At 71.0% G+C, this 17,783-nt stretch carries 19 protein-coding genes and 4 tRNA genes; 17 read left to right on the forward strand and 6 right to left on the reverse strand.

Going from position 1 to position 17,783, the window contains the following annotated elements; translation table 11 throughout:
- Positions 1 to 5 precede the first annotated feature (5 nt).
- The 4 genes from ACFU5F_RS00885 to ACFU5F_RS00900 all read left to right on the forward strand — a co-directional run bounded on the left by ACFU5F_RS00885 (position 6) and on the right by ACFU5F_RS00900 (position 4,606).
- Complete coding sequence (locus ACFU5F_RS00885; protein ID WP_383880121.1) at positions 6 to 1,589, forward strand: NuoM family protein; 1,584 nt, start codon at positions 6 to 8, stop codon at positions 1,587 to 1,589.
- Positions 1,586 to 3,184, forward strand: coding sequence for an NADH-quinone oxidoreductase subunit N (locus ACFU5F_RS00890; protein WP_383880123.1), 1,599 nt, complete (start codon positions 1,586 to 1,588; stop codon positions 3,182 to 3,184). The genes ACFU5F_RS00885 and ACFU5F_RS00890 overlap by 4 nt, the downstream gene beginning before the upstream one ends.
- Before the next feature lie 163 nt (positions 3,185 to 3,347).
- Positions 3,348 to 4,211, forward strand: coding sequence for a zinc metalloprotease HtpX (htpX, locus tag ACFU5F_RS00895; RefSeq protein WP_383880125.1), 864 nt, complete (start codon positions 3,348 to 3,350; stop codon positions 4,209 to 4,211).
- Entirely contained in the window at positions 4,208 to 4,606 is a 399-nt protein-coding gene (locus ACFU5F_RS00900) for a YccF domain-containing protein (protein ID WP_383880126.1), read from the forward strand. Before htpX ends, ACFU5F_RS00900 begins: the two co-directional genes overlap by 4 nt.
- 19 nt (positions 4,607 to 4,625) lie before the next feature.
- Here the strand turns inward: ACFU5F_RS00900 and ACFU5F_RS00905 are convergent, their stop codons facing one another.
- Complete coding sequence (locus tag ACFU5F_RS00905; protein ID WP_383880127.1) at positions 4,626 to 5,882, reverse strand: APC family permease; 1,257 nt, start codon at positions 5,880 to 5,882, stop codon at positions 4,626 to 4,628.
- A 152-nt stretch (positions 5,883 to 6,034) separates the two neighbouring features.
- On the opposite strand from ACFU5F_RS00905, the gene ACFU5F_RS00910 reads away from it, so the two are divergent.
- Positions 6,035 to 6,301 (forward strand): GlsB/YeaQ/YmgE family stress response membrane protein, encoded by a 267-nt coding sequence (locus ACFU5F_RS00910; RefSeq protein WP_059079086.1) that lies wholly within the window; start codon positions 6,035 to 6,037, stop codon positions 6,299 to 6,301.
- Positions 6,302 to 6,353: 52 nt separating this feature from the next.
- Here the strand turns inward: ACFU5F_RS00910 and ACFU5F_RS00915 are convergent, their stop codons facing one another.
- The gene (locus ACFU5F_RS00915) at positions 6,354 to 6,842 is read right to left on the reverse strand and encodes a YajQ family cyclic di-GMP-binding protein (protein ID WP_318812825.1); all 489 of its coding nucleotides are present in this window, start codon (positions 6,840 to 6,842) and stop codon (positions 6,354 to 6,356) included.
- A 166-nt stretch (positions 6,843 to 7,008) separates the two neighbouring features.
- On the opposite strand from ACFU5F_RS00915, the gene ACFU5F_RS00920 reads away from it, so the two are divergent.
- Together ACFU5F_RS00920 and ACFU5F_RS00925 are read left to right on the forward strand one after the other, a co-directional pair.
- Positions 7,009 to 7,090 (forward strand) — tRNA-Tyr (locus tag ACFU5F_RS00920).
- Positions 7,091 to 7,188: 98 nt separating this feature from the next.
- The gene (locus ACFU5F_RS00925) at positions 7,189 to 7,395 is read left to right on the forward strand and encodes a hypothetical protein (RefSeq protein WP_383880129.1); all 207 of its coding nucleotides are present in this window, start codon (positions 7,189 to 7,191) and stop codon (positions 7,393 to 7,395) included.
- 25 nt (positions 7,396 to 7,420) lie between these two features.
- On the opposite strand, the gene ACFU5F_RS00930 is transcribed toward ACFU5F_RS00925, so the two are convergent.
- Positions 7,421 to 8,077 (reverse strand): SDR family oxidoreductase, encoded by a 657-nt coding sequence (locus tag ACFU5F_RS00930; protein WP_383880131.1) that lies wholly within the window; start codon positions 8,075 to 8,077, stop codon positions 7,421 to 7,423.
- Positions 8,078 to 8,197: 120 nt separating this feature from the next.
- Here ACFU5F_RS00930 and ACFU5F_RS00935 point away from each other — a divergent pair, with 120 nt between their 5' ends.
- Positions 8,198 to 9,229, forward strand: a complete 1,032-nt coding sequence (locus ACFU5F_RS00935; protein WP_383880133.1) for a hypothetical protein — start codon at positions 8,198 to 8,200, stop codon at positions 9,227 to 9,229.
- Between the two features lie 125 nt (positions 9,230 to 9,354).
- On the opposite strand, the gene ACFU5F_RS00940 is transcribed toward ACFU5F_RS00935, so the two are convergent.
- On the reverse strand, positions 9,355 to 10,644 hold the full coding sequence (locus ACFU5F_RS00940; protein ID WP_383880135.1) for an amidohydrolase family protein: 1,290 nt from the start codon (positions 10,642 to 10,644) through the stop codon (positions 9,355 to 9,357).
- Between the two features lie 352 nt (positions 10,645 to 10,996).
- On the opposite strand from ACFU5F_RS00940, the gene ACFU5F_RS00945 reads away from it, so the two are divergent.
- The 6 genes from ACFU5F_RS00945 (at position 10,997) to ACFU5F_RS00970 (ending at position 13,578) form a co-directional block, all read left to right on the forward strand.
- Positions 10,997 to 11,069: transfer RNA gene (locus ACFU5F_RS00945), tRNA-Thr, on the forward strand.
- A 46-nt stretch (positions 11,070 to 11,115) separates the two neighbouring features.
- A tRNA-Met gene (locus ACFU5F_RS00950) sits at positions 11,116 to 11,188 on the forward strand.
- Positions 11,189 to 11,279: 91 nt separating this feature from the next.
- Positions 11,280 to 11,444, forward strand: coding sequence for a 50S ribosomal protein L33 (rpmG, locus tag ACFU5F_RS00955; protein ID WP_003948671.1), 165 nt, complete (start codon positions 11,280 to 11,282; stop codon positions 11,442 to 11,444).
- Between the two features lie 115 nt (positions 11,445 to 11,559).
- The gene (locus ACFU5F_RS00960) at positions 11,560 to 12,012 is read left to right on the forward strand and encodes a MaoC family dehydratase N-terminal domain-containing protein (protein WP_383880137.1); all 453 of its coding nucleotides are present in this window, start codon (positions 11,560 to 11,562) and stop codon (positions 12,010 to 12,012) included.
- A 7-nt stretch (positions 12,013 to 12,019) separates the two neighbouring features.
- Entirely contained in the window at positions 12,020 to 12,448 is a 429-nt protein-coding gene (locus ACFU5F_RS00965) for a MaoC family dehydratase (RefSeq protein WP_383880139.1), read from the forward strand.
- 74 nt (positions 12,449 to 12,522) lie between these two features.
- Positions 12,523 to 13,578 (forward strand): UDP-N-acetylmuramate dehydrogenase, encoded by a 1,056-nt coding sequence (locus ACFU5F_RS00970; RefSeq protein WP_383880141.1) that lies wholly within the window; start codon positions 12,523 to 12,525, stop codon positions 13,576 to 13,578.
- On the opposite strand, the gene ACFU5F_RS00975 is transcribed toward ACFU5F_RS00970, so the two are convergent.
- Complete coding sequence (locus tag ACFU5F_RS00975; protein ID WP_383880142.1) at positions 13,575 to 14,624, reverse strand: adenosine deaminase; 1,050 nt, start codon at positions 14,622 to 14,624, stop codon at positions 13,575 to 13,577. The two genes, ACFU5F_RS00970 and ACFU5F_RS00975, sit on opposite strands and share 4 nt — an antisense overlap.
- A 120-nt stretch (positions 14,625 to 14,744) precedes the next feature.
- Complete coding sequence (locus tag ACFU5F_RS00980) at positions 14,745 to 15,971, reverse strand: pyridoxal phosphate-dependent aminotransferase (RefSeq protein WP_383880143.1); 1,227 nt, start codon at positions 15,969 to 15,971, stop codon at positions 14,745 to 14,747.
- A 251-nt stretch (positions 15,972 to 16,222) separates the two neighbouring features.
- On the opposite strand from ACFU5F_RS00980, the gene ACFU5F_RS00985 reads away from it, so the two are divergent.
- The 3 genes from ACFU5F_RS00985 to nusG all read left to right on the forward strand — a co-directional run bounded on the left by ACFU5F_RS00985 (position 16,223) and on the right by nusG (position 17,657).
- Positions 16,223 to 16,295 (forward strand) — tRNA-Trp (locus tag ACFU5F_RS00985).
- Positions 16,296 to 16,409: 114 nt separating this feature from the next.
- The gene (gene secE, locus ACFU5F_RS00990) at positions 16,410 to 16,700 is read left to right on the forward strand and encodes a preprotein translocase subunit SecE (protein ID WP_383880144.1); all 291 of its coding nucleotides are present in this window, start codon (positions 16,410 to 16,412) and stop codon (positions 16,698 to 16,700) included.
- A gap of 78 nt (positions 16,701 to 16,778) precedes the next feature.
- Positions 16,779 to 17,657, forward strand: a complete 879-nt coding sequence (gene nusG / locus ACFU5F_RS00995; protein WP_383880145.1) for a transcription termination/antitermination protein NusG — start codon at positions 16,779 to 16,781, stop codon at positions 17,655 to 17,657.
- Positions 17,658 to 17,783: the final 126 nt, after the last annotated feature.

Here is a 17,783-nt window from a genome sequence, read left to right on the forward strand (position 1 = left end):
CAGGCGTGATCGATATCAACGAGTCCGTGATGCAGGTCCTTCTGGCGTTGATCGTCGTCGGCCCGCTCATCGGCGCCGCCGCCGCTCTCCTCCCGGCCCCGCCCGGGCTGAAGGGGAAGTCACCCGAGCAGGCCGTGCTGCGCCACGGGATCACCGTGACCGGCGCGGTCCTCATCGCCGCGATCGTCCTCGCGCTGGGCTTCGACCACGACCAGCCATCGAGGATGCAGGCCAGCACGGACATCAGCTGGATCCCGGCACTCGACGTACGCATCCACCTCGGCATCGACGGCATCTCCCTCCCCCTGGTGGTCCTGACCGCGCTGCTGACCTTCCTCTGCGCGCTCTACTCCTACTTCAAGCCGCCCGCGGGCCCGTCCCCGAAGGCGTTCGTCGCCCTGGTGCTCGTCCTGGAGTCCGGCACCCTCGCCACCTTCGCCGTCCTCGATCTGCTGCTGTTCTTCCTCGCGTTCGAGATGGTGCTCATCCCGATGTACTTCCTCATCGCCCGCTGGGGTGGTGAGCAACGCACACGAGCCGCCTGGAAGTTCATCCTCTACACCCTGCTCGGTTCCGTGGTCATGCTGCTGGGCCTGCTCCTGATCGGGATCAGGGCGGGCACTTTCGACATGGTGGCACTCACCACTGACAATCACCCCGAACTGACCACAACCGTGCAGGTCGTCGCCGCTCTTTCCATCGGGATCGGGCTCGCCGTCAAGACCCCGATGTGGCCGCTGCACAGCTGGCTGCCGGACGCACACACCGCCGCCCCCACGGTCGGCTCGGTCCTCCTGGCCGGCGTTCTGCTGAAGATGGGCACCTACGGGTTCGTCCGCATCCTGCTGCCGATCACACCCGAGGGGTTCCGCACCTTCGCGCCCTACCTCGCCGCCTTCGCGGTCGTCGGCATCATCTACGGCTCCCTCGCCTGCCTCGCCCTCGCCAAGCAGGGCGCGAAGGGCGACCTCAAGCGCCTCATCGCGTACTCCTCCGTCGGCCACATGGGCTTCGTGCTCCTCGGCATCGCCACCATGACCCCGACCGGCGTGAACGGCGCCCTCTTCGCCAACATCGCCCACGGCCTCATCACCGGCCTGCTGTTCTTCCTGGTCGGCGCCCTCAAGGACCGCACCGGCACCACCGACCTCGACACCCTCGCGCGGGAGACCGGCGCCGCCCTCTACGGCCGGGCCCCACGCCTCGGCGGCCTGCTCGCCTTCGCCGCCGTCGCCTCCCTCGGGCTGCCGGGACTCGCCGGGTTCTGGGGCGAGATGCTGGCCCTGTTCGGCGCGTTCGACCCCGCCGAGGGCCTCAGCCGCCCGGCCTTCCTCACCTTCATGACGATCGCCGCGTTCGGCACGCTCCTCACCGCCGCGTACCTGCTGATCGTGGTCCGCCGCGTCTGCATGGGCGCCGTCCCGCCGGATCCGCAGGACGGGCCGCGGCTCGCGGACGTACAGCCGTACGAGTTCGCGGCCTGGACCCCGCTCGTCGCCCTCACCGTCCTCGCCGGCCTCTGGCCCGCGGCCCTCCTCGGTCTGACCGATCCGGCCGTGCAGCAGCTCCTCGCAGGAGGCACCCGTTGAGCCCCTCGGCCCAGCAGCCGCTCCCCGCCCAGGCACACGCCCAGACCCTGGCCGAGTCCGTCGTGCAGTCCGTCGACTGGGTCGCGATCGCGCCGCCCACGATCGCCGCGGTCGTCGGCCTCGCCGTGCTCGTCGCCGACCTCTTCACCGACGACCGCAGGAAGGCCCTGCTCGGCTGGACCTCCGTCGCGGGCCTCGGCGCCGCCCTGCTGGCCCTGCTGCCCCTCCTGGACGGCGACCGCGCCACCTTCTGCCTGACCGGCTCCCCGGACGTCTGCAGCTACGCCGCGGACCGCTTCACCCTCGTCGTCCAGTTCCTCGTCCTCGGCGGCGCCCTCCTCACCGCCCTGCTGTCGATGACGGCCCTGAACGACGAGAAGAAGACCCTCCCCGCCGGCGAGTTCTGGTTCCTGCTGCTGTCGTCCGCCGCGGGCGCGGCGCTGCTGCCCGCCTCCCGGGACCTCGCGACCCTCGTCGTCGCGCTGGAGGTCGCCTCCCTGCCCGCCTTCGCCCTCGTCGGCATCCGGCTCGGCGACAGGCGGTCCTCCGAGGCCGCCCTGAAGTTCTTCCTGTCGTCCGTCACCGCCACCGCCGTCAGCCTGCTCGGCATCAGCTTCGTCTACGCCACGACCGGCACCCTCCACCTCACCGAGATCGCCGACCGCATCCAGAACGTCGACGCCCAGCTGCACACCCTCACCCAGGCCGGCGTCGTCCTCACCCTCATCGGCTTCGCCTTCAAGACCGCCGCCGTCCCCTTCCACTTCTGGGTCCCCGACACCTACGTCGGCGCCCCCCTGCCCGTGGCCGCCTACCTGTCGGTCGTCGGCAAGGCGGTCGGCTTCTCCGGGCTGATCCTCATCACCGTCGTCGCCCTCCCGTCGTACGCCGACGTCTGGGGCCCCGCCCTCGTCGCCCTGGCCGCCCTCACCATGACCGTCGGCAACCTGGGCGCGCTCGGCCAGCGCTCCACGCGCGCGTACAGCGCGGTCCGGCTGCTCGCCTGGTCCTCCGTCGGCCAGGCCGGCTACCTCCTCGTCCCGATCGCGGCGGCCGCGTACGCCGACGACACCGACGACGCCCAGCGGGCCATCGGCTCCACGGTCGCGTACGCCCTGATGTACGCGGTGGTGAACCTGGGCGCCTTCGCCGTGGCCGCCCTGGTCGGCCGGACGAAGACCCTGAACCGTCTCGACGACTACCGCGGCCTCCACGCCTCCCACCCCCTGTCCGCCCTGCTCCTGGCCTTCTTCCTGCTCTGCCTCGCGGGACTGCCGCCGGGCGTCATCGGCCTGTTCGCGAAAGTCACCGTCTTCTCGGCGGCCGTCGACGCGGGCCTCGGCTGGCTCGCGGTCGTGATGGCCGTCAACGTGGTGATCGCCCTCTTCTACTACCTCCGGTGGACGGCGCTGCTGTTCCGCGCCCGCGCGGACGACACCGAGGGCGCGACCGTGGCCGAAGGCACGGGCGCGTCCGGCCCGCACCGCGTCCCGGCGCCCCTGACCGCCGCCCTCGCCCTGACCGGGATCGTCGGCATCGCCCTGTCCGGCGCACCCCAGCTCGTCCTGCGCTTCGCCGGCATCGGTCTCTTCTGACGGACCCGCCCCACCCGGACGGCCCACCGGCAGGGCCGCGCGCACAAGGGAACTAGTGCCTTCCGCCTGGCGTTGACCAGTACGGGAAGGTCCACTGAGAGGTGGAGTCGACAGCGAACAGCAAGCAAGGGGTTCCCCTGCCGCACGACTTGGAGGGCGTACCGTGCACCGCCGGCACAACGGGCTCAGGACCGCCGTACTCCTCGGGGGACTGTCCGCACTCATCATCGTCATCGGAAGCCTGTTCGGCCGTATGGGCCTCGTCATCGCGGTCGTCGTCGCCCTCGGTACGAACGCGTACGCGTACTGGAACAGCGACAAACTGGCTCTACGCGCGATGCGTGCCCGCCCGGTCAGCGAGTTCGAGGCCCCGGCGCTGTACCGCATCGTGCGCGAGCTCTCGATGCAGGCCCGGCAGCCCATGCCACGCCTGTACATCTCCCCGACGGACGCCCCGAACGCCTTCGCGACCGGGCGCAACCCGCGCAACGCGGCCGTCTGCTGCACCGACGGGATCCTGCGCCTGCTCGACGAGCGCGAGCTGCGCGGCGTCATCGGCCACGAGCTGAGTCACGTCCACAACCGGGACATCCTCATCTCGTCGGTCGCCGGAGCCCTCGCCTCCGTGATCATGTTCCTGGTGAACTTCGCCTGGCTGATCCCCATCGGCCGCTCGGACGACGACGACGGCCCCGGCCTCCTCGGCATGCTGCTGATCATGCTGCTCGGCCCGCTCGCCGCGTCCCTCATCCAGCTCGCCATCAGCCGTTCCCGGGAGTACGAGGCGGACGCCACCGGCGCCCACCTCACCGGTGATCCACTTGCCCTGGCCAGTGCCCTTCGCAAACTGGAAACAGGGACCAAACAGCTGCCGCTGCCCCCGGAGCCCCGGATCGAGACGGCGAGCCACATGATGATCGCTAACCCCTTCCGGCCGGGCCAGGGATTCTCCAAGATGTTCTCGACACATCCGCCGATGGCGGAACGCATCGCCCGACTCGAGAAGATGGCAGGTCGCCCCCAGTGAAGACCATTCTGAACATCATCTGGCTGATCCTCAGCGGCTTCTGGCTCTTCCTCGGCTACCTGTTCGCAGGCTTGCTCCTGTGCATCACGATCATCGGCATCCCGTTCGGCATCGCCTCGTTCCGCATCGGTGTCTACGCCCTGTGGCCCTTCGGGTACAGCGCCGTCGAGCGCCGTGACGCGGGCGCGCCGTCCTGCCTCGGCAACATCCTGTGGCTGGTCCTGGCGGGCTGGTGGCTGGCGCTGACGCACATCTTCACCGGCCTCGTGCTCTGCGTCACGATCATCGGCATCCCGTTCGGCATCGCCAACTTCAAGCTCGTGCCGGTCTCCCTGATGCCCCTGGGCCGCGAGATCGTCCGCTCCGACCAGCCCTTCGCCCAGCAGCGCTGGTAGCCCTCGCGCACCGGCTCCGCTACCCGCTCCGTCCCGCCCACCACCGCCGTACGCCGTACACCGCCGCCCCTGCGCCCAGCACGGCCGCGCCCGCGCCCACCGAGGCCGCGGGCAGGGCGAACGCCAGGACGGCGCACCCCGCCAGCCCGATCACCGGCACCACGCGCGCGAGGGGCGCCGAACCCAGCGTCCAGGCGGACGCGTTGGCGATGGCGTAGTACGCGAGGACGCCGAAGGAGGAGAAGCCGATCGCGCCCCGGACATCGACCGTGGCGGCCAGCACGGCGACCACGGCACCCACGGCCAGTTCCGCCCGGTGGGGCACCTGGAAGCGGGGGTGCACGGCGGCCAGGGCGCCCGGCAGATGCCGGTCACGGGCCATGGCGAGGGTGGTGCGGGAGACGCCCAGGATGAGCGCCAGCAGCGACCCGAGCGCGGCCACGGCGGCCCCCACCCGCACCACGGGCACCAGCCCCGGTGCCCCGGCCGCCCGCACCGCGTCGGCCAGCGGCGCCGCGGCGCGTCCCAGCCCACCGGGGCCCAGCACCGCGAGAACCGCGACGGCGACGGCCGCGTACACGACCAGCGCGATGCCCAGCGCGAGCGGGATCGCGCGCGGGATGGTGCGCGCCGGATCCCGCACCTCCTCGCCCAGGGTCGCGATCCGCGCGTACCCGGCGAACGCGAAGAACAACAGCCCGGCCGCCTGCAGCACGCCGCCCACGCCCCCCGAGGCGCCGTCGCCCAGCCGCCCGGCGTCCGCATCCCCGGACCCCAGGCACACGACCACCACGGCGGCGAGGACAGCCAGCACCACCGCCACGATCACCCGCGTCAGCCACGCGGACTTCTGCACGCCGCCGTAGTTCACGGCCGTCAGCGCGACCACCGCCGCCACCGCCACGGCATGCGCCTGCCCCGGCCACACGTACGCCCCCACGGTGAGCGCCATCGCCGCGCACGAGGCCGTCTTGCCGACGACGAACGCCCAGCCGGCGAGATATCCCCAGAAGGCACCGAGCCGCTCACGCCCGTACACGTACGTGCCGCCCGACGCCGGGTACTGGGCCGCCAGCCGCGCCGACGACATCGCGTTGCAGTACGCCACCACGGCCGCGGCCGCGAGCCCGAACAGCAGCCCCGACCCGGCCGCGCGCGCGGCGGGCCCCAGCGCGGCGAAGATCCCCGCGCCGACCATCGACCCGAGGCCGACGACCACCGCGTCCCCCACCCCGAGCGTGCGGCGCAGCTCGGCGCCCGATCCGGCCTGTGTCATGCGCCGCACCCTACTGACCACCGCAACCGCCGGATGTCGCGCAGGCGTCCTCCCGGACAACAGGACGGGACGAGACGGTGCCCCGTCCCTGTGTGGGGGGAAACACAGCACGGCTGGAGCAGTTGCGCGGCACGAAAGGGCAGGTTCACGGCATGAGCATCATCGGCTGGATCGTTCTGGGGCTGTTGGCCGGCGCCATCGCCAAACTCCTGCTGCCGGGCCGGGACCCGGGCGGCTTCATCGGCACGACCCTCATCGGTGTCGCGGGCGCGTTCATCGGCGGCTGGATCTCCGCCCGCTGGCTGGACCGCCCGATCTCCGAGGACTTCTACGACGGCGCCACCTGGGCGGCCGCGATCGGCGGCTCCCTGGTCCTGCTGATCGCCTACCGCATCCTGTTCGGCCACTCGCGCCGCTGAGCACGCCCGTCGCACGCGAACCCGGGTCCGGCCCGGGTTCGCGTGCGGACGATCACCGGTAGTTGACGAACTGCACCGCGAAGTCGAAGTCCTGGCCCTTGAGGAGGCTGATCACGGCCTGCAGGTCGTCCCGGCTCTTGGAGCTGACGCGCAGCTCGTCGCCCTGGACCTGGGCCTTGACGCCCTTGGGGCCCTCGTCGCGAATGATCTTCGCCACCTTCTTGGCGTTCTCCTGGGAGATGCCCTCCTCGATCGACGCGAAGAGCTTGTACTCCTTGCCGGACAGCTGGGGCTCACCCGCGTCCAGCGACTTCAGAGAGATCCCGCGCTTGATCAGCTTGGACTGGAAGACGTCGAGGATGGCCTTGACCCGGTCCTCGGAGTTCGCCTCCATCAGGATCTTCTCGCCGGACCACGAGATCGAGGCGCCGACGCCCTTGAAGTCGTAGCGCTGCGAGATCTCCTTGGCGGCCTGGTTGAGGGCGTTGTCGACCTCCTGCCGCTCGACCTTCGAGACGATGTCGAAACTGGAGTCGGCCATGTCCTGTGGCTCCTTGAAATCGAGGTGTCGGGGGGCGACAAGCCTAGCCACCCCGGCCGCCGCGAGTACTGATCAATCAGGTGGCGGAGCACCCCCGGGCATCAGGTATCGTTTACGTCGTTGCCACAGAGCACCGCCGAAAAGCGGTTCGAAGGGCATCATCCCAGGCGGTGTGCCCGAGTGGCCAATGGGAACGGACTGTAAATCCGTCGGCTTAGCCTACCCAGGTTCGAATCCTGGCGCCGCCACGTGGAGGGAAGCCCCTCCGGACTGTGCAAGCAGTCCGGAGGGGCTTCTTCGTGTGGGGGCGGCGGGGAGTGTCAGTACGGCCGGGCACACTGACCGCATGTCATCGCGTCGCAGGAACTGCCCCGAGTGCCGTCGTGAGATCGCCGTCGTGGCAGGGCGGTTCGCGCGGCACGATCCGCCCGGGGCGAGCGGGGAGCTGGTGTCGTGCCCCGGGTCACGCAGGCAGGCCCTCATCGGAGCGGCCCAGCCCGCGCTCGACGGGTACGTCGTGCCCGAATTCCCCGGTCAGCTGCCGCTGTTCTGAACCTCGGGCACCCCCTGCCGGTGCCTCAGTTGCCCGCCACCGACTTCACGGCCACCGACACGGGCGCCGAGCCGCTGATGAGTTCCAGGGTCAGACCGGCGGTCGCCGGGGTCTCCAGGAGTTCGGCGAGGGTGGCGGCCACGTCGTCGCGCGGGATCGGGCCGCGGCCCGTGGACGCCTCCAGACGGACGAGACCGGTGCCGGCGTCGTCGGTCAGCATGCCGGGGCGCAGGATCGTCCAGTCCAGCGCGTCCAGACCGCGTACGTACGCGTCGGCCTCGCCCTTGGCCCGCTGGTAGACGTCGAAGATCTCGTCACCCTCGTGCGCCGGGTCCGCGCCCATCGACGAGACGACGAGATGACGGCGTACGCCCGCGAGCACCGAGGCGTCGGCGAACAGGACCGCGGCCGCGCGGTCGACCGTGTCCTTGCGGCCCGCCCCGCTGCCCGGCCCGGCGCCCGCCGCGAACACGGCGGCGTCCGCGCCCCGCAGATGCGCGGCGACCTCCTCCACCGACGCCGACTCCAGATCGCACAGCACCGGTTCGGCACCGGCCGCGCGCAGATCGTCCGACTGCTCGGCGCGGCGGATGATCCCCGCCACCTCGTGCCCACGTGCGGCGAGCAGTCGCTCCAGCCGCAGCGCGATCTGACCATGACCTCCGGCGATGACAATGCGCATGCCTCCGACCGTACGCCCGAACGGACGCGTCCGCCGCACAACCATCCGGCCGTCCCGGGCGTCTCACCGGTGTTCGCCGTGCCGGCGGACACCGGAACCACGGGGGGAAACATCACCGCCATGCGTACAGCCACGCGCAACAAGAACGTCGTACGCCGCGCCTTCACCGGTGCCGGCTGCGCCGCGGCCGCGCTCGTCACGGTGGCCGCGTGCGGAACCGTCGAGAACCTCACCGCGGGTCAGAAGGTCGACGGCGCCGTCGAACGGCTGGGCGAGCAGAAGTCGCTGGCCTTCGGGATGCGACTCGACGCCGACCCGGACGACCTCACCGCGCTGATGGGCGAGGACAGCGGGGAAGTACCGCCGGAGATGGCCGAGTTCTTCACCGGGCTGCGCGTCGACGTGTCGGTGAAGTCGAAGAAGCCGCTGGCCGAGTCCGGTGAGAAGGACATCGCCGGAATGGGCATGAAGATCTCGGGCGACGACGGCATGCTCGTCGAGTACCGGGTCGTCGGCGACTACACGTACTACCGCGCCGACATGGAGGCGATCGGTGACGCGATGGGCATCCCGTTCCCGACGGCCGACGAACTCCCCGAGAGCGAGAAGCACTTGCGGCCGGCGCTGGAGGGCGACTGGGTGAAGGTGAACACCGCCGAGCTGCAGGACGCCGCGGGGGACGAGGGGAACGGCCCGGGCGGCTCCGGCGACATCGACGCCAAGACCCAGAAGAAGATCCTCGACGCCGTCCGCGGTGTCGTCGCCCGCGAGGTCGGTTTCAAGACCAAGGACGGCAAGGACGGCACCGAGGTCGTCACCGCCAAGGCCAACTTCCGCGACCTGCTCACCGGCATCGTCGACAAGCTCCAGCCGCTGGAGAGCGAGCTGCCGCCGGGAGCCGAACTCCCCACGGCCAAGGACATGAAGGACGCCCCCGACAAGAACGTCGCGGTCGACTTCACCCTCAAGAACGGTGACCTGACCCGGATCGAGACCGACCTCGCCGCCCTCGCCGACGACCCCAAGGGCGCCAAGGCCCCCCTGGTCCTCACCTTCGGCAAGGCCGGTGACATCAGCGCCCCCGAGGGCGCGGCCGAGATCCCGGTCGACGAGTTCAGCGACCCGATCGGCAGCGGTCTGTTCGGCGTCTGATCACACCGGCGGGCACCCGCCCCCGAACCGGCACCCACCGTCGCCGGCACCCACCCCCGCCGGCACGCGCGCAAGGGAGCAGGAGAACCTCCACGCGCGCGGGCCGCACGCCGGGGTACGCGCCCCTACAGGCCCGCGCGTCCGTCACCCCGCCCCTGCCGGGGCAGATCCACCGCCGCCGCCCCCGCCGCGCCCGCCGCCGAGCCGCAGTACTCCCGTACCGCGCTGGTCCGCGCCACCACGCGTCCCCGGTGCACCACGACGCGGCTGTACCCGAGCGACAGCACTCCCGCGAGCCGGGTGCCCCGCACGGCGAGCAGTTCGGCGGGGAAACCGGCCTCGACGCGCACCTCCGGCAGACCGAGCCCGGCGCGCGCCGCCCCGCTGACGGCGTCGTACGCCTCCTCGGGCCGCAGCCCGTACCGGGAGGCGAGCAGGAACGCGGCCTCCAGGGGGTCTCCGCGCCCCACGGGGTTCGACACGTCCCGCAGCGCCCCGCTGCCCGCCGCGATCCGCACCCCGGCCGCCCGCAGGAGCCGTACGGGGGCGGTGTCCCGGCCGTCCACGGTGCCGCAGCCGCCCTGCGGGAGGCACACGACGGTCACGCCGGCCGCCGCGAGCTGGTCGGCGGCGCGGGCGGCGGCCTGCGCGGGGAGCCGGGCGAGCCCGCCGCACGGGCCCAGGGTGACGCCGGGCCGCAGACCGCCCGCCATGGCGGCGAGCCGGGCGAGGCGGGCCGGGTCGTCGCCGTCGGTGTGCAGGTCGACCGGGCAGCCGTGCTCGGAGGCGATCTCCAGGACCGCCTCCACGTACCCGGTGGGATCGGGGTCCAGGTCCGGGCAGCCGCCGACCACCGAGGCGCCCATCTTCACCGCGTCCCGCAGGATCGCGAGTCCGTCGGCGCCGGCCACCCCGGTCAGCACCCGGGGCATCGCCACCGTCGTCAGCTCCGCGAGCCCGCGCAGTGTCTGCCGCGCCCGGAGCACCGCCGCCAGCGCCTCCAGCCCCTGGACATCACCCACGTGCACGTGCGAGCGGACCGCCGTGGCGCCGTGCCCGAGCTGCAGCAGCGCGGCTTCCGTGGCCCGGCGCTGGACGTCCTGGCCCTCGTGGGGGACCGGCCCTTCGAAGTCGGCCGACAGGGCCGTGTCGCCGTGGGCGTGCGGCTCCACGGGGGCCGGCAGGAGCAGATGGCCGCCGAGGTCCACCCGGGTGGCGGGGGTACCGGACGCGGCGGGCCCCGCGCCCAGGCTGCCCGCCGTGCCGACCGCCTCGATCCGCCCGCCGCCCAGCCGTACGTCCACCACACGGCCGTCGGTCAGCCGCGCCCCGCACAGCAGCAGGGCGCCTGCCTCGTCCGGGCCGGACGGCGGGCCGGAGGAGGAGGGGGACGGCTGCGGCTGGCTGTCGGGCATCGCACTCCCCGGGGGACACAAGATCACGCAGAGTGAGTCGAGCCTAGGCGGGCCGCACCTCCCCGTCGCGGAGGAGCGCAATAGTCGTACCGGTGTGGCTCACCTGCCGGAGGAGGGCCGGGGAGCGTCGGGGAAGACCGGTGCCGATGGGGCGCGTGGGGCCCGTGCGACCGGGGTGAACGGCTTGGGAACCGGCGCGGCCGCCGGCCCCGGACGACCGCCGGACGACCGCCGGACGGCCCCCGGAAGATCCCCGCCCGACCGGCGTTCCGACCGGTGCACGGCCCATGGACGCGGGCCGGTAAACGGATTTGGGCGATCGGCGGTAGGGCGTGTAATGTCTTCATCGCTCGCCCCAATAGCTCAGTCGGCAGAGCGTCTCCATGGTAAGGAGAAGGTCTACGGTTCGATTCCGTATTGGGGCTCTGGTGTGAATGGTTCCCGTCGCGAGACGGGAACTGATCGCATCACAGCGGTGTAGCTCAGTCGGTAGAGCAAGCGGCTCATAATCGCTGTGTCACCGGTTCAAGTCCGGTCACCGCTACTGACAGTAGCCGATTGCGGGGTCGGTCCTTCGATCGGCTACTCTTCTATGCGTTAAACCCTGTCCCATCCGTTCGTCAAGGAGCACTCACGTGGCTGCCACCGACGTCCGCCCGAAGATCACGCTGGCCTGCGTGGAGTGCAAGGAGCGGAACTACATCACCAAGAAGAACCGGCGTAACAACCCGGACCGACTGGAGATGAAGAAGCACTGCCCGCGTTGCAACGCGCACACCGCGCACCGCGAAACGCGATAAATCAGGCTCGTACGCGAGGCCGTCCCCGAGAGATCGGGGGCGGCCTCGCGTCGTTGCACGACCCGTACCGGTCAGTACCGCCGTATCCGCCGAGCAACCAGGAGGTGCCGAGCCGATGGCGCTCGACCAGTCCTTCGTGGGGCGTTCCTACCCGCCCACCGACCCCTACGAGGTCGGCCGGGAGAAGATCCGCGAGTTCGCGGAGGCCGTGGGGGACACCAACCCCGTCTACACCGACCCGGAGGCCGCCAAGGCCCTCGGGTACGCAGATGTGATCGCCCCGCCGACCTTCGTGTTCTCGATCACCTTCCAGGCGGCCGGCCAGGTCGTCCAGGACCCCCAGCTGGGCCTCGACTACAGCCGGGTCGTGCACGGCGACCAGAAGTTCGCCCACAAGCGCCCGGTGCGTGCCGGTGACCGCCTCACGGTCACCTCGACCATCGAGGCGATCAAGTCCCTGGCGGGCAACGACATCCTGGACATCCGCGGCGAGGTCCACGACGAGTCCGGCGAGCACGTCGTGACCGCCTGGACCAAGCTCGTGGCCCGCGCGGCCGAGGAGGCGTGAGAACCCGATGACCGCGAAGATCTCCTACGACGACGTCGAGGTCGGCACGGAGCTGCCCGCCCAGACCTTCGGCGTGACCCGCGCCACCCTCGTCCGGTACGCGGGTGCCTCCGGCGACTTCAACCCGATCCACTGGAACGAGCGGTTCGCCAAGGAGGTGGGCCTCCCGGACGTCATCGCGCACGGCATGTTCACCATGGCCGAGGCGATCCGCGTCGTCACCGACTGGACCGGCGACCCGGGCGCGGTCGTCGAGTACGGCGTCCGCTTCACCAAGCCCGTGGTCGTCCCCGACGACGACGAGGGCGCCACCATCGAGGTCAGCGCCAAGATCGGCGCCAAGCTCGACGACAACACCGTCCGCGTCGACCTGACGGCCATGAGCGGCGGCCAGAAGGTCCTGGGCATGTCCCGGGCGGTCGTACGCCTGGCCTGACGGGCCACGCGGCACGGCCGCACCCCACGGTCCCCCGCCCCTCCCGGGTGCGGGGGTCTCGTACTCTTGAGCCCGTGCAGGAACTCCACGACGCCCCCCTCGCCCCGCTGACCACCTTCCGCCTGGGCGGGCCCGCGCGCCGGCTGATCACCGCGACCACCGACGACGAGGTGATCGCCGCCGTCCGCGAGGCCGACGACACCGGGACACCGCTGCTGCTCATCGGCGGCGGCTCCAACCTGGTGATCGGCGACCAGGGCTTCGCCGGAACCGCGCTGGTCATCGCCACCGAGGGCTTCGCGCTCGACGGGACACGGCTGGAACTGGCCGCCGGCGAGGTGTGGACCGACGCGGTCGCCCGGACCGTCGAGGCCGGGCTCGCCGGCGTCGAGTGCCTGGCCGGCATCCCGGGCTCGGCCGGCGCCACCCCGATCCAGAACGTCGGGGCGTACGGCCAGGAGGTCGCCTCCACCATCACCGAGGTCGTCGCCTACGACCGCCGCACCCGCGAGACCGTCACCGTCCCGAACACCGAGTGCGCCTTCTCCTACCGCCACAGCCGCTTCAAGGACGAGCCCGAGCGGTACGTCGTCCTGCGGGTCCGGTTCGAACTGGAGGACGCCGGCGGCCTGTCGGGACCGGTCAAGTACGCCGAGACGGCCCGCACGCTCGGCGTCGAGCCCGGTGATCGGGTTCCCCTGGCGCGGGCCCGCGAGACCGTGCTGAAGCTGCGCGCCGGGAAGGGCATGGTCCTCGACCCCGAGGACCACGACACCTGGTCCGCCGGGTCGTTCTTCACCAACCCGATCCTCACCGACGCGGAGTTCACGGCCTTCCACGCGCGCGTGCGGGAACGGCTCGGGGACGACGTCACCCCGCCCGCGTACGCCGCCGGCGACGGCCACACCAAGACCTCCGCGGCCTGGCTGATCGACAGGGCCGGCTTCACCAAGGGGTACGGCACCGGCCCCGCCCGGATCTCCACCAAGCACACCCTGGCCCTCACCAACCGGGGCGCGGCCACCACCGAGGACCTGCTCGCGCTGGCCCGCGAGGTCGTCGGCGGAGTCCGGGACGCCTTCGGCATCACCCTGGTCAACGAGCCGGTGACGGTCGGCGTCAGCCTCTAGGTCTCCTGACCCGCAGGGCCGGCCAGCCAGTCGTCCACCCCGGCCAGCAGCTTCGCCCGCTCGGCCTCCGGTGCCGCCGACGCCCGGATCGACTGCCGGGCCAGCTCCGCCAGTTCCGCGTCCGTGAAGCCGTGGTGGTGCCGGGCGATCTCGTACTGGGCCGCGAGGCGCGAGCCGAACAGCAGCGGGTCGTCCGCGCCGAGCGCCATCGGCACTCCGGCCTCGAACAGAGTGCGCAGGGGGATGTCCTGGGGCTTCTCGTAGACGCCGAGCGCCACGTTCGAGGCGGGGCAGACCTCGCACGTCACGCCCCGGTCCGCGAGCCGCTTCAGCAACCGCGGGTCCTCCGCCGCGCGCACCCCGTGCCCGATCCGCGAGGCGTGCAGATCGTCCAGGCAGTCCCGCACCGACGACGGGCCGGTCAGCTCACCGCCGTGCGGCGCCGACAGCAGACCCCCCTCGCGCGCGATCGCGAAGGCCCGGTCGAAGTCCCGTGCCATGCCCCGGCGTTCGTCGTTGGAGAGCCCGAAGCCGACCACGCCCCGGTCCGCGTACCGCACCGCCAGCCGGGCCAGCGTGCGCGCGTCCAGCGGGTGTTTCATCCGGTTCGCGGCCACCACCACCCGCATCCCGAGCCCGGTCTCCCGCACGGTCGTGTCCACCGCGTCCAGGATGACCTCCAGCGCCGGGATCAGCCCGCCCAGCCGGGGCGCGTACGACGTCGGGTCCACCTGGATCTCCAGCCAGCCCGAGCCGTCCCGCACATCCTCCTCCGCGGCCTCCCGCACCAGCCGCTGGATGTCCTCGGGTCCCCTGACGCACGAGCGCGCCGCGTCGTACAGCCGCTGGAACCGGAACCACCCCCGCTCGTCCGTCGCCCGCAGCTTCGGAGGCTCCCCGCCGGTCAGCGCCTCGGCGAGCGCCTCGGGCAGCCGTACCCCGTACTTGTCGGCCAGTTCCAGCACGGTCGTGGGCCGCATCGACCCGGTGAAGTGCAGATGCAGATGGGCCTTGGGCAGTTCAGAGAGATCACGTACACGCTCCATCGCCCGATCCTGCCGCACGCCCCCGCCGTCCGGGTAGCGGAATCCTCGAACGTGGCCTTGCTCGCACAAACGACAGGGGGCCGCCCACCGGAAACGGTGGACGGCCCCCTGCGACGGACCTCAGTCCCGGGCCTCCGCCAGCAGCTTCTGGACACGGGAGACACCCTCGACGAGATCCTCGTCACCCAGGGCGTACGACAGGCGCAGATAGCCGGGCGTGCCGAAGGCCTCGCCCGGGACGACCGCGACCTCGGCCTCCTCCAGGATCAGCGCGGCCAGCTCGACCGTGTCCTGCGGGCGCTTGCCCCGGATCTCCTTGCCGACCAGGTCCTTCACCGAGGGGTAGGCGTAGAACGCGCCCTCGGGCTCCGGGCAGAACACCCCGTCGATCTCGTTGAGCATCCGCACGATCGTCCGGCGGCGGCGGTCGAAGGCCAGCTTCATCTCCTCGACGGCCGCCAGGTCGCCGGAGACGGCGGCCAGCGCGGCCACCTGGGCCACGTTGGATACGTTCGACGTGGCGTGCGACTGCAGGTTGGTCGCGGCCTTCACGACGTCCTTCGGGCCGATGACCCAGCCCACGCGCCAGCCCGTCATCGCGTACGTCTTCGCGACACCGTTGACCACGATGGTCCGGTCGGCCAGCTCGGGCACGACCACCGGCAGCGAGTGGAACTCGGCGTCGCCGTAGACCAGGTGCTCGTAGATCTCGTCGGTCAGGACCCACAGGCCCTTCTCGGCGGCCCAGCGGCCGATCTCCTCGACCTGCGCGCGGGTGTAGACCGCGCCGGTCGGGTTGGAGGGGGACACGAAGAGGAGGACCTTCGTGTTCTCGGTGCGGGCCGCCTCCAGCTGCTCGACGGAGACCCGGTAGCCCGTGGTCTCGTCGGCGACCACCTCGACCGGGACACCGCCGGCGAGACGGATCGACTCCGGGTACGTCGTCCAGTACGGCGCGGGGACGATGACCTCGTCGCCCGGGTCGAGGATCGCGGCGAAGGCCTCGTAGATGGCCTGCTTGCCGCCGTTGGTCACCAGGACCTGCGACGCGTCGACCTCGTAACCGGAGTCGCGCAGGGTCTTCGCGGCGATCGCGGCCTTCAGCTCGGGCAGACCGCCGGCCGGCGTGTACCGGTGGTACTTCGGGTTCTTGCAGGCCTCGACGGCCGCCTCGACGATGTAGTCGGGGGTCGGGAAGTCGGGCTCGCCGGCGCCGAAGCCGATCACCGGACGCCCGGCGGCCTTGAGGGCCTTGGCCTTGGCGTCCACGGCGAGGGTGGCGGACTCGGAGATCGCGCCGATGCGCGCGGAGACCCGGCGCTCGGTGGGAGGGGTTGCAGCGCTCATGGGCCCCATCGTTCCAGACCGGAAACGCGCCGCACACGCGGGTTTCACAGACTGAACAGCGACGGAACAACCGTCCGTATCCGCGGCCGGAAACGGTCGATCTTCGGCGGGCAACGTCCCTACGGACGCTTTCTGTTCGACGACAGCCCTCGGACCACGTATGCTCTGTCCTCGTTGGTCTTCACCGGCCGCGCCCGTCAGGTGCACACCGTGCACTCGCTCGGATGCGGTACGTTGGGGGAGAACCACAAAGGGTCGTAGCTCAATTGGTAGAGCACTGGTCTCCAAAACCAGCGGTTGGGGGTTCAAGTCCCTCCGGCCCTGCTACACACTCCTCACGCCAGGATGTGTGCGCATGTACGTACAGCAATGTTCCGCCGTGCGGCTCAGACCGGGCGCGGCACGGCCACGACCCGGACCGGAATCAGGTGAGGATGAATGACGGACGCCGTGGGCTCCATCGACACGCCTGATGCCCAGGACGAGGTGCCCGAGGACAAGAAGAAGACCCGCAAGGGCGGCAAGCGCGCCAAGAAGGGCCCGCTGAAGCGCCTCGCGATCTTCTACCGCCAGATCATCGCGGAGCTGCGGAAGGTCGTCTGGCCGACCCGTGCCCAGCTGACGACGTACACCTCTGTGGTCATCGTCTTCGTCGTCATCATGATCGGCCTTGTCACTGTGATTGACTTCGGCCTAGACAAGGCCGCCAAGTACGTCTTCGGCGGCTGAGCCGAAAGCGAAGGGCGCCGTGTACGTGGCGCCCCTTTTCGCATGTTCCACCCCCATGATCCAGGAAGAAGCAGCCACGTGTCTGACCCGAACCTGAAGGACGCCATGGAGCCTCGCGGTGAAGGTGCCGAGTCCGTGGATGACGAACTCGACATCGTCGAGGGAGCAGACTCCGAGGACGGCGTCGACGAGTTCGAGGCTGCCGAGGCCGAGGCGGGGGAGTCGGCCGAGGAGGACGCCGAGCACGTCGAGGACGACTCCGACGTCGAGGACGCCGGCAGCGAGGACTCCGAGGACGACGACGCCGAAGAGGCCGTCGAGGAGGAGGAGACCGAGCCGGTCGACCCCGTCGAGGCCCTGCGTGAGGAACTGCGGACCCTGCCGGGTGAGTGGTACGTCATCCACACCTACGCCGGTTACGAGAACCGCGTGAAGACCAACCTCGAACAGCGTGCCGTCTCGCTGAACGTCGAGGACTTCATCTTCCAGGCCGAGGTGCCGCAGGAAGAGGTCGCGCAGATCAAGAACGGCGAGCGCAAGACGATCCGCCAGAACAAGCTGCCCGGCTACGTCCTCGTCCGCATGGACCTGACGAACGAGTCCTGGGGCGTCGTCCGCAACACCCCCGGTGTCACCGGCTTCGTGGGCAACGCCTACGACCCGTACCCGCTGACCCTGGACGAGATCGTCAAGATGCTCGCGCCGGAGGCCGAGGAGAAGGCGGCCCGCGAGGCCGCCGAGGCCGAGGGCAAGCCGGCGCCCGCCCGCAAGGTCGAGGTCCAGGTGCTGGACTTCGAGGTCGGCGACTCGGTCACCGTCACGGACGGCCCGTTCGCCACGCTGCAGGCGACCATCAACGAGATCAACGCGGACTCGAAGAAGGTCAAGGGTCTCGTGGAGATCTTCGGCCGCGAGACGCCGGTCGAGCTGTCGTTCGACCAGATCCAGAAGAACTAGCCGCTCACCGGCTCCTTCCTGGACCACCGCTTCCGACCAGGTCAGACGGGCTGTCAAAAAGCTTGTCTGACCTGCTCGGTTTTTGGCCGCGCATCCATACCCGTTATCGTTGTGCGGTATGCCTTC

Origin of the sequence: Streptomyces sp. NPDC057438 (genome assembly GCF_042802995.1) — a bacterium.
GTDB lineage: Bacteria > Actinomycetota > Actinomycetes > Streptomycetales > Streptomycetaceae > Streptomyces.

Coding starts and splice junctions, on each gene's coding strand:
- ACFU5F_RS00905 (WP_383880127.1), bottom strand. CDS start 5,882: ATGACACAGGCCGGATCGGGCGCCGAGCTGCGCCGCACGCTCGGGGTG.
- ACFU5F_RS00910 (WP_059079086.1), top strand. CDS start 6,035: ATGAGCATCATCGGCTGGATCGTTCTGGGGCTGTTGGCCGGCGCCATC.
- ACFU5F_RS00915 (WP_318812825.1), bottom strand. CDS start 6,842: ATGGCCGACTCCAGTTTCGACATCGTCTCGAAGGTCGAGCGGCAGGAG.
- ACFU5F_RS00925 (WP_383880129.1), top strand. CDS start 7,189: ATGTCATCGCGTCGCAGGAACTGCCCCGAGTGCCGTCGTGAGATCGCC.
- ACFU5F_RS00930 (WP_383880131.1), bottom strand. CDS start 8,077: ATGCGCATTGTCATCGCCGGAGGTCATGGTCAGATCGCGCTGCGGCTG.
- ACFU5F_RS00935 (WP_383880133.1), top strand. CDS start 8,198: ATGCGTACAGCCACGCGCAACAAGAACGTCGTACGCCGCGCCTTCACC.
- ACFU5F_RS00940 (WP_383880135.1), bottom strand. CDS start 10,644: ATGCCCGACAGCCAGCCGCAGCCGTCCCCCTCCTCCTCCGGCCCGCCG.
- ACFU5F_RS00960 (WP_383880137.1), top strand. CDS start 11,560: ATGGCGCTCGACCAGTCCTTCGTGGGGCGTTCCTACCCGCCCACCGAC.
- ACFU5F_RS00965 (WP_383880139.1), top strand. CDS start 12,020: ATGACCGCGAAGATCTCCTACGACGACGTCGAGGTCGGCACGGAGCTG.
- ACFU5F_RS00975 (WP_383880142.1), bottom strand. CDS start 14,624: ATGGAGCGTGTACGTGATCTCTCTGAACTGCCCAAGGCCCATCTGCAT.
- ACFU5F_RS00980 (WP_383880143.1), bottom strand. CDS start 15,971: ATGAGCGCTGCAACCCCTCCCACCGAGCGCCGGGTCTCCGCGCGCATC.
- secE (WP_383880144.1), top strand. CDS start 16,410: ATGACGGACGCCGTGGGCTCCATCGACACGCCTGATGCCCAGGACGAG.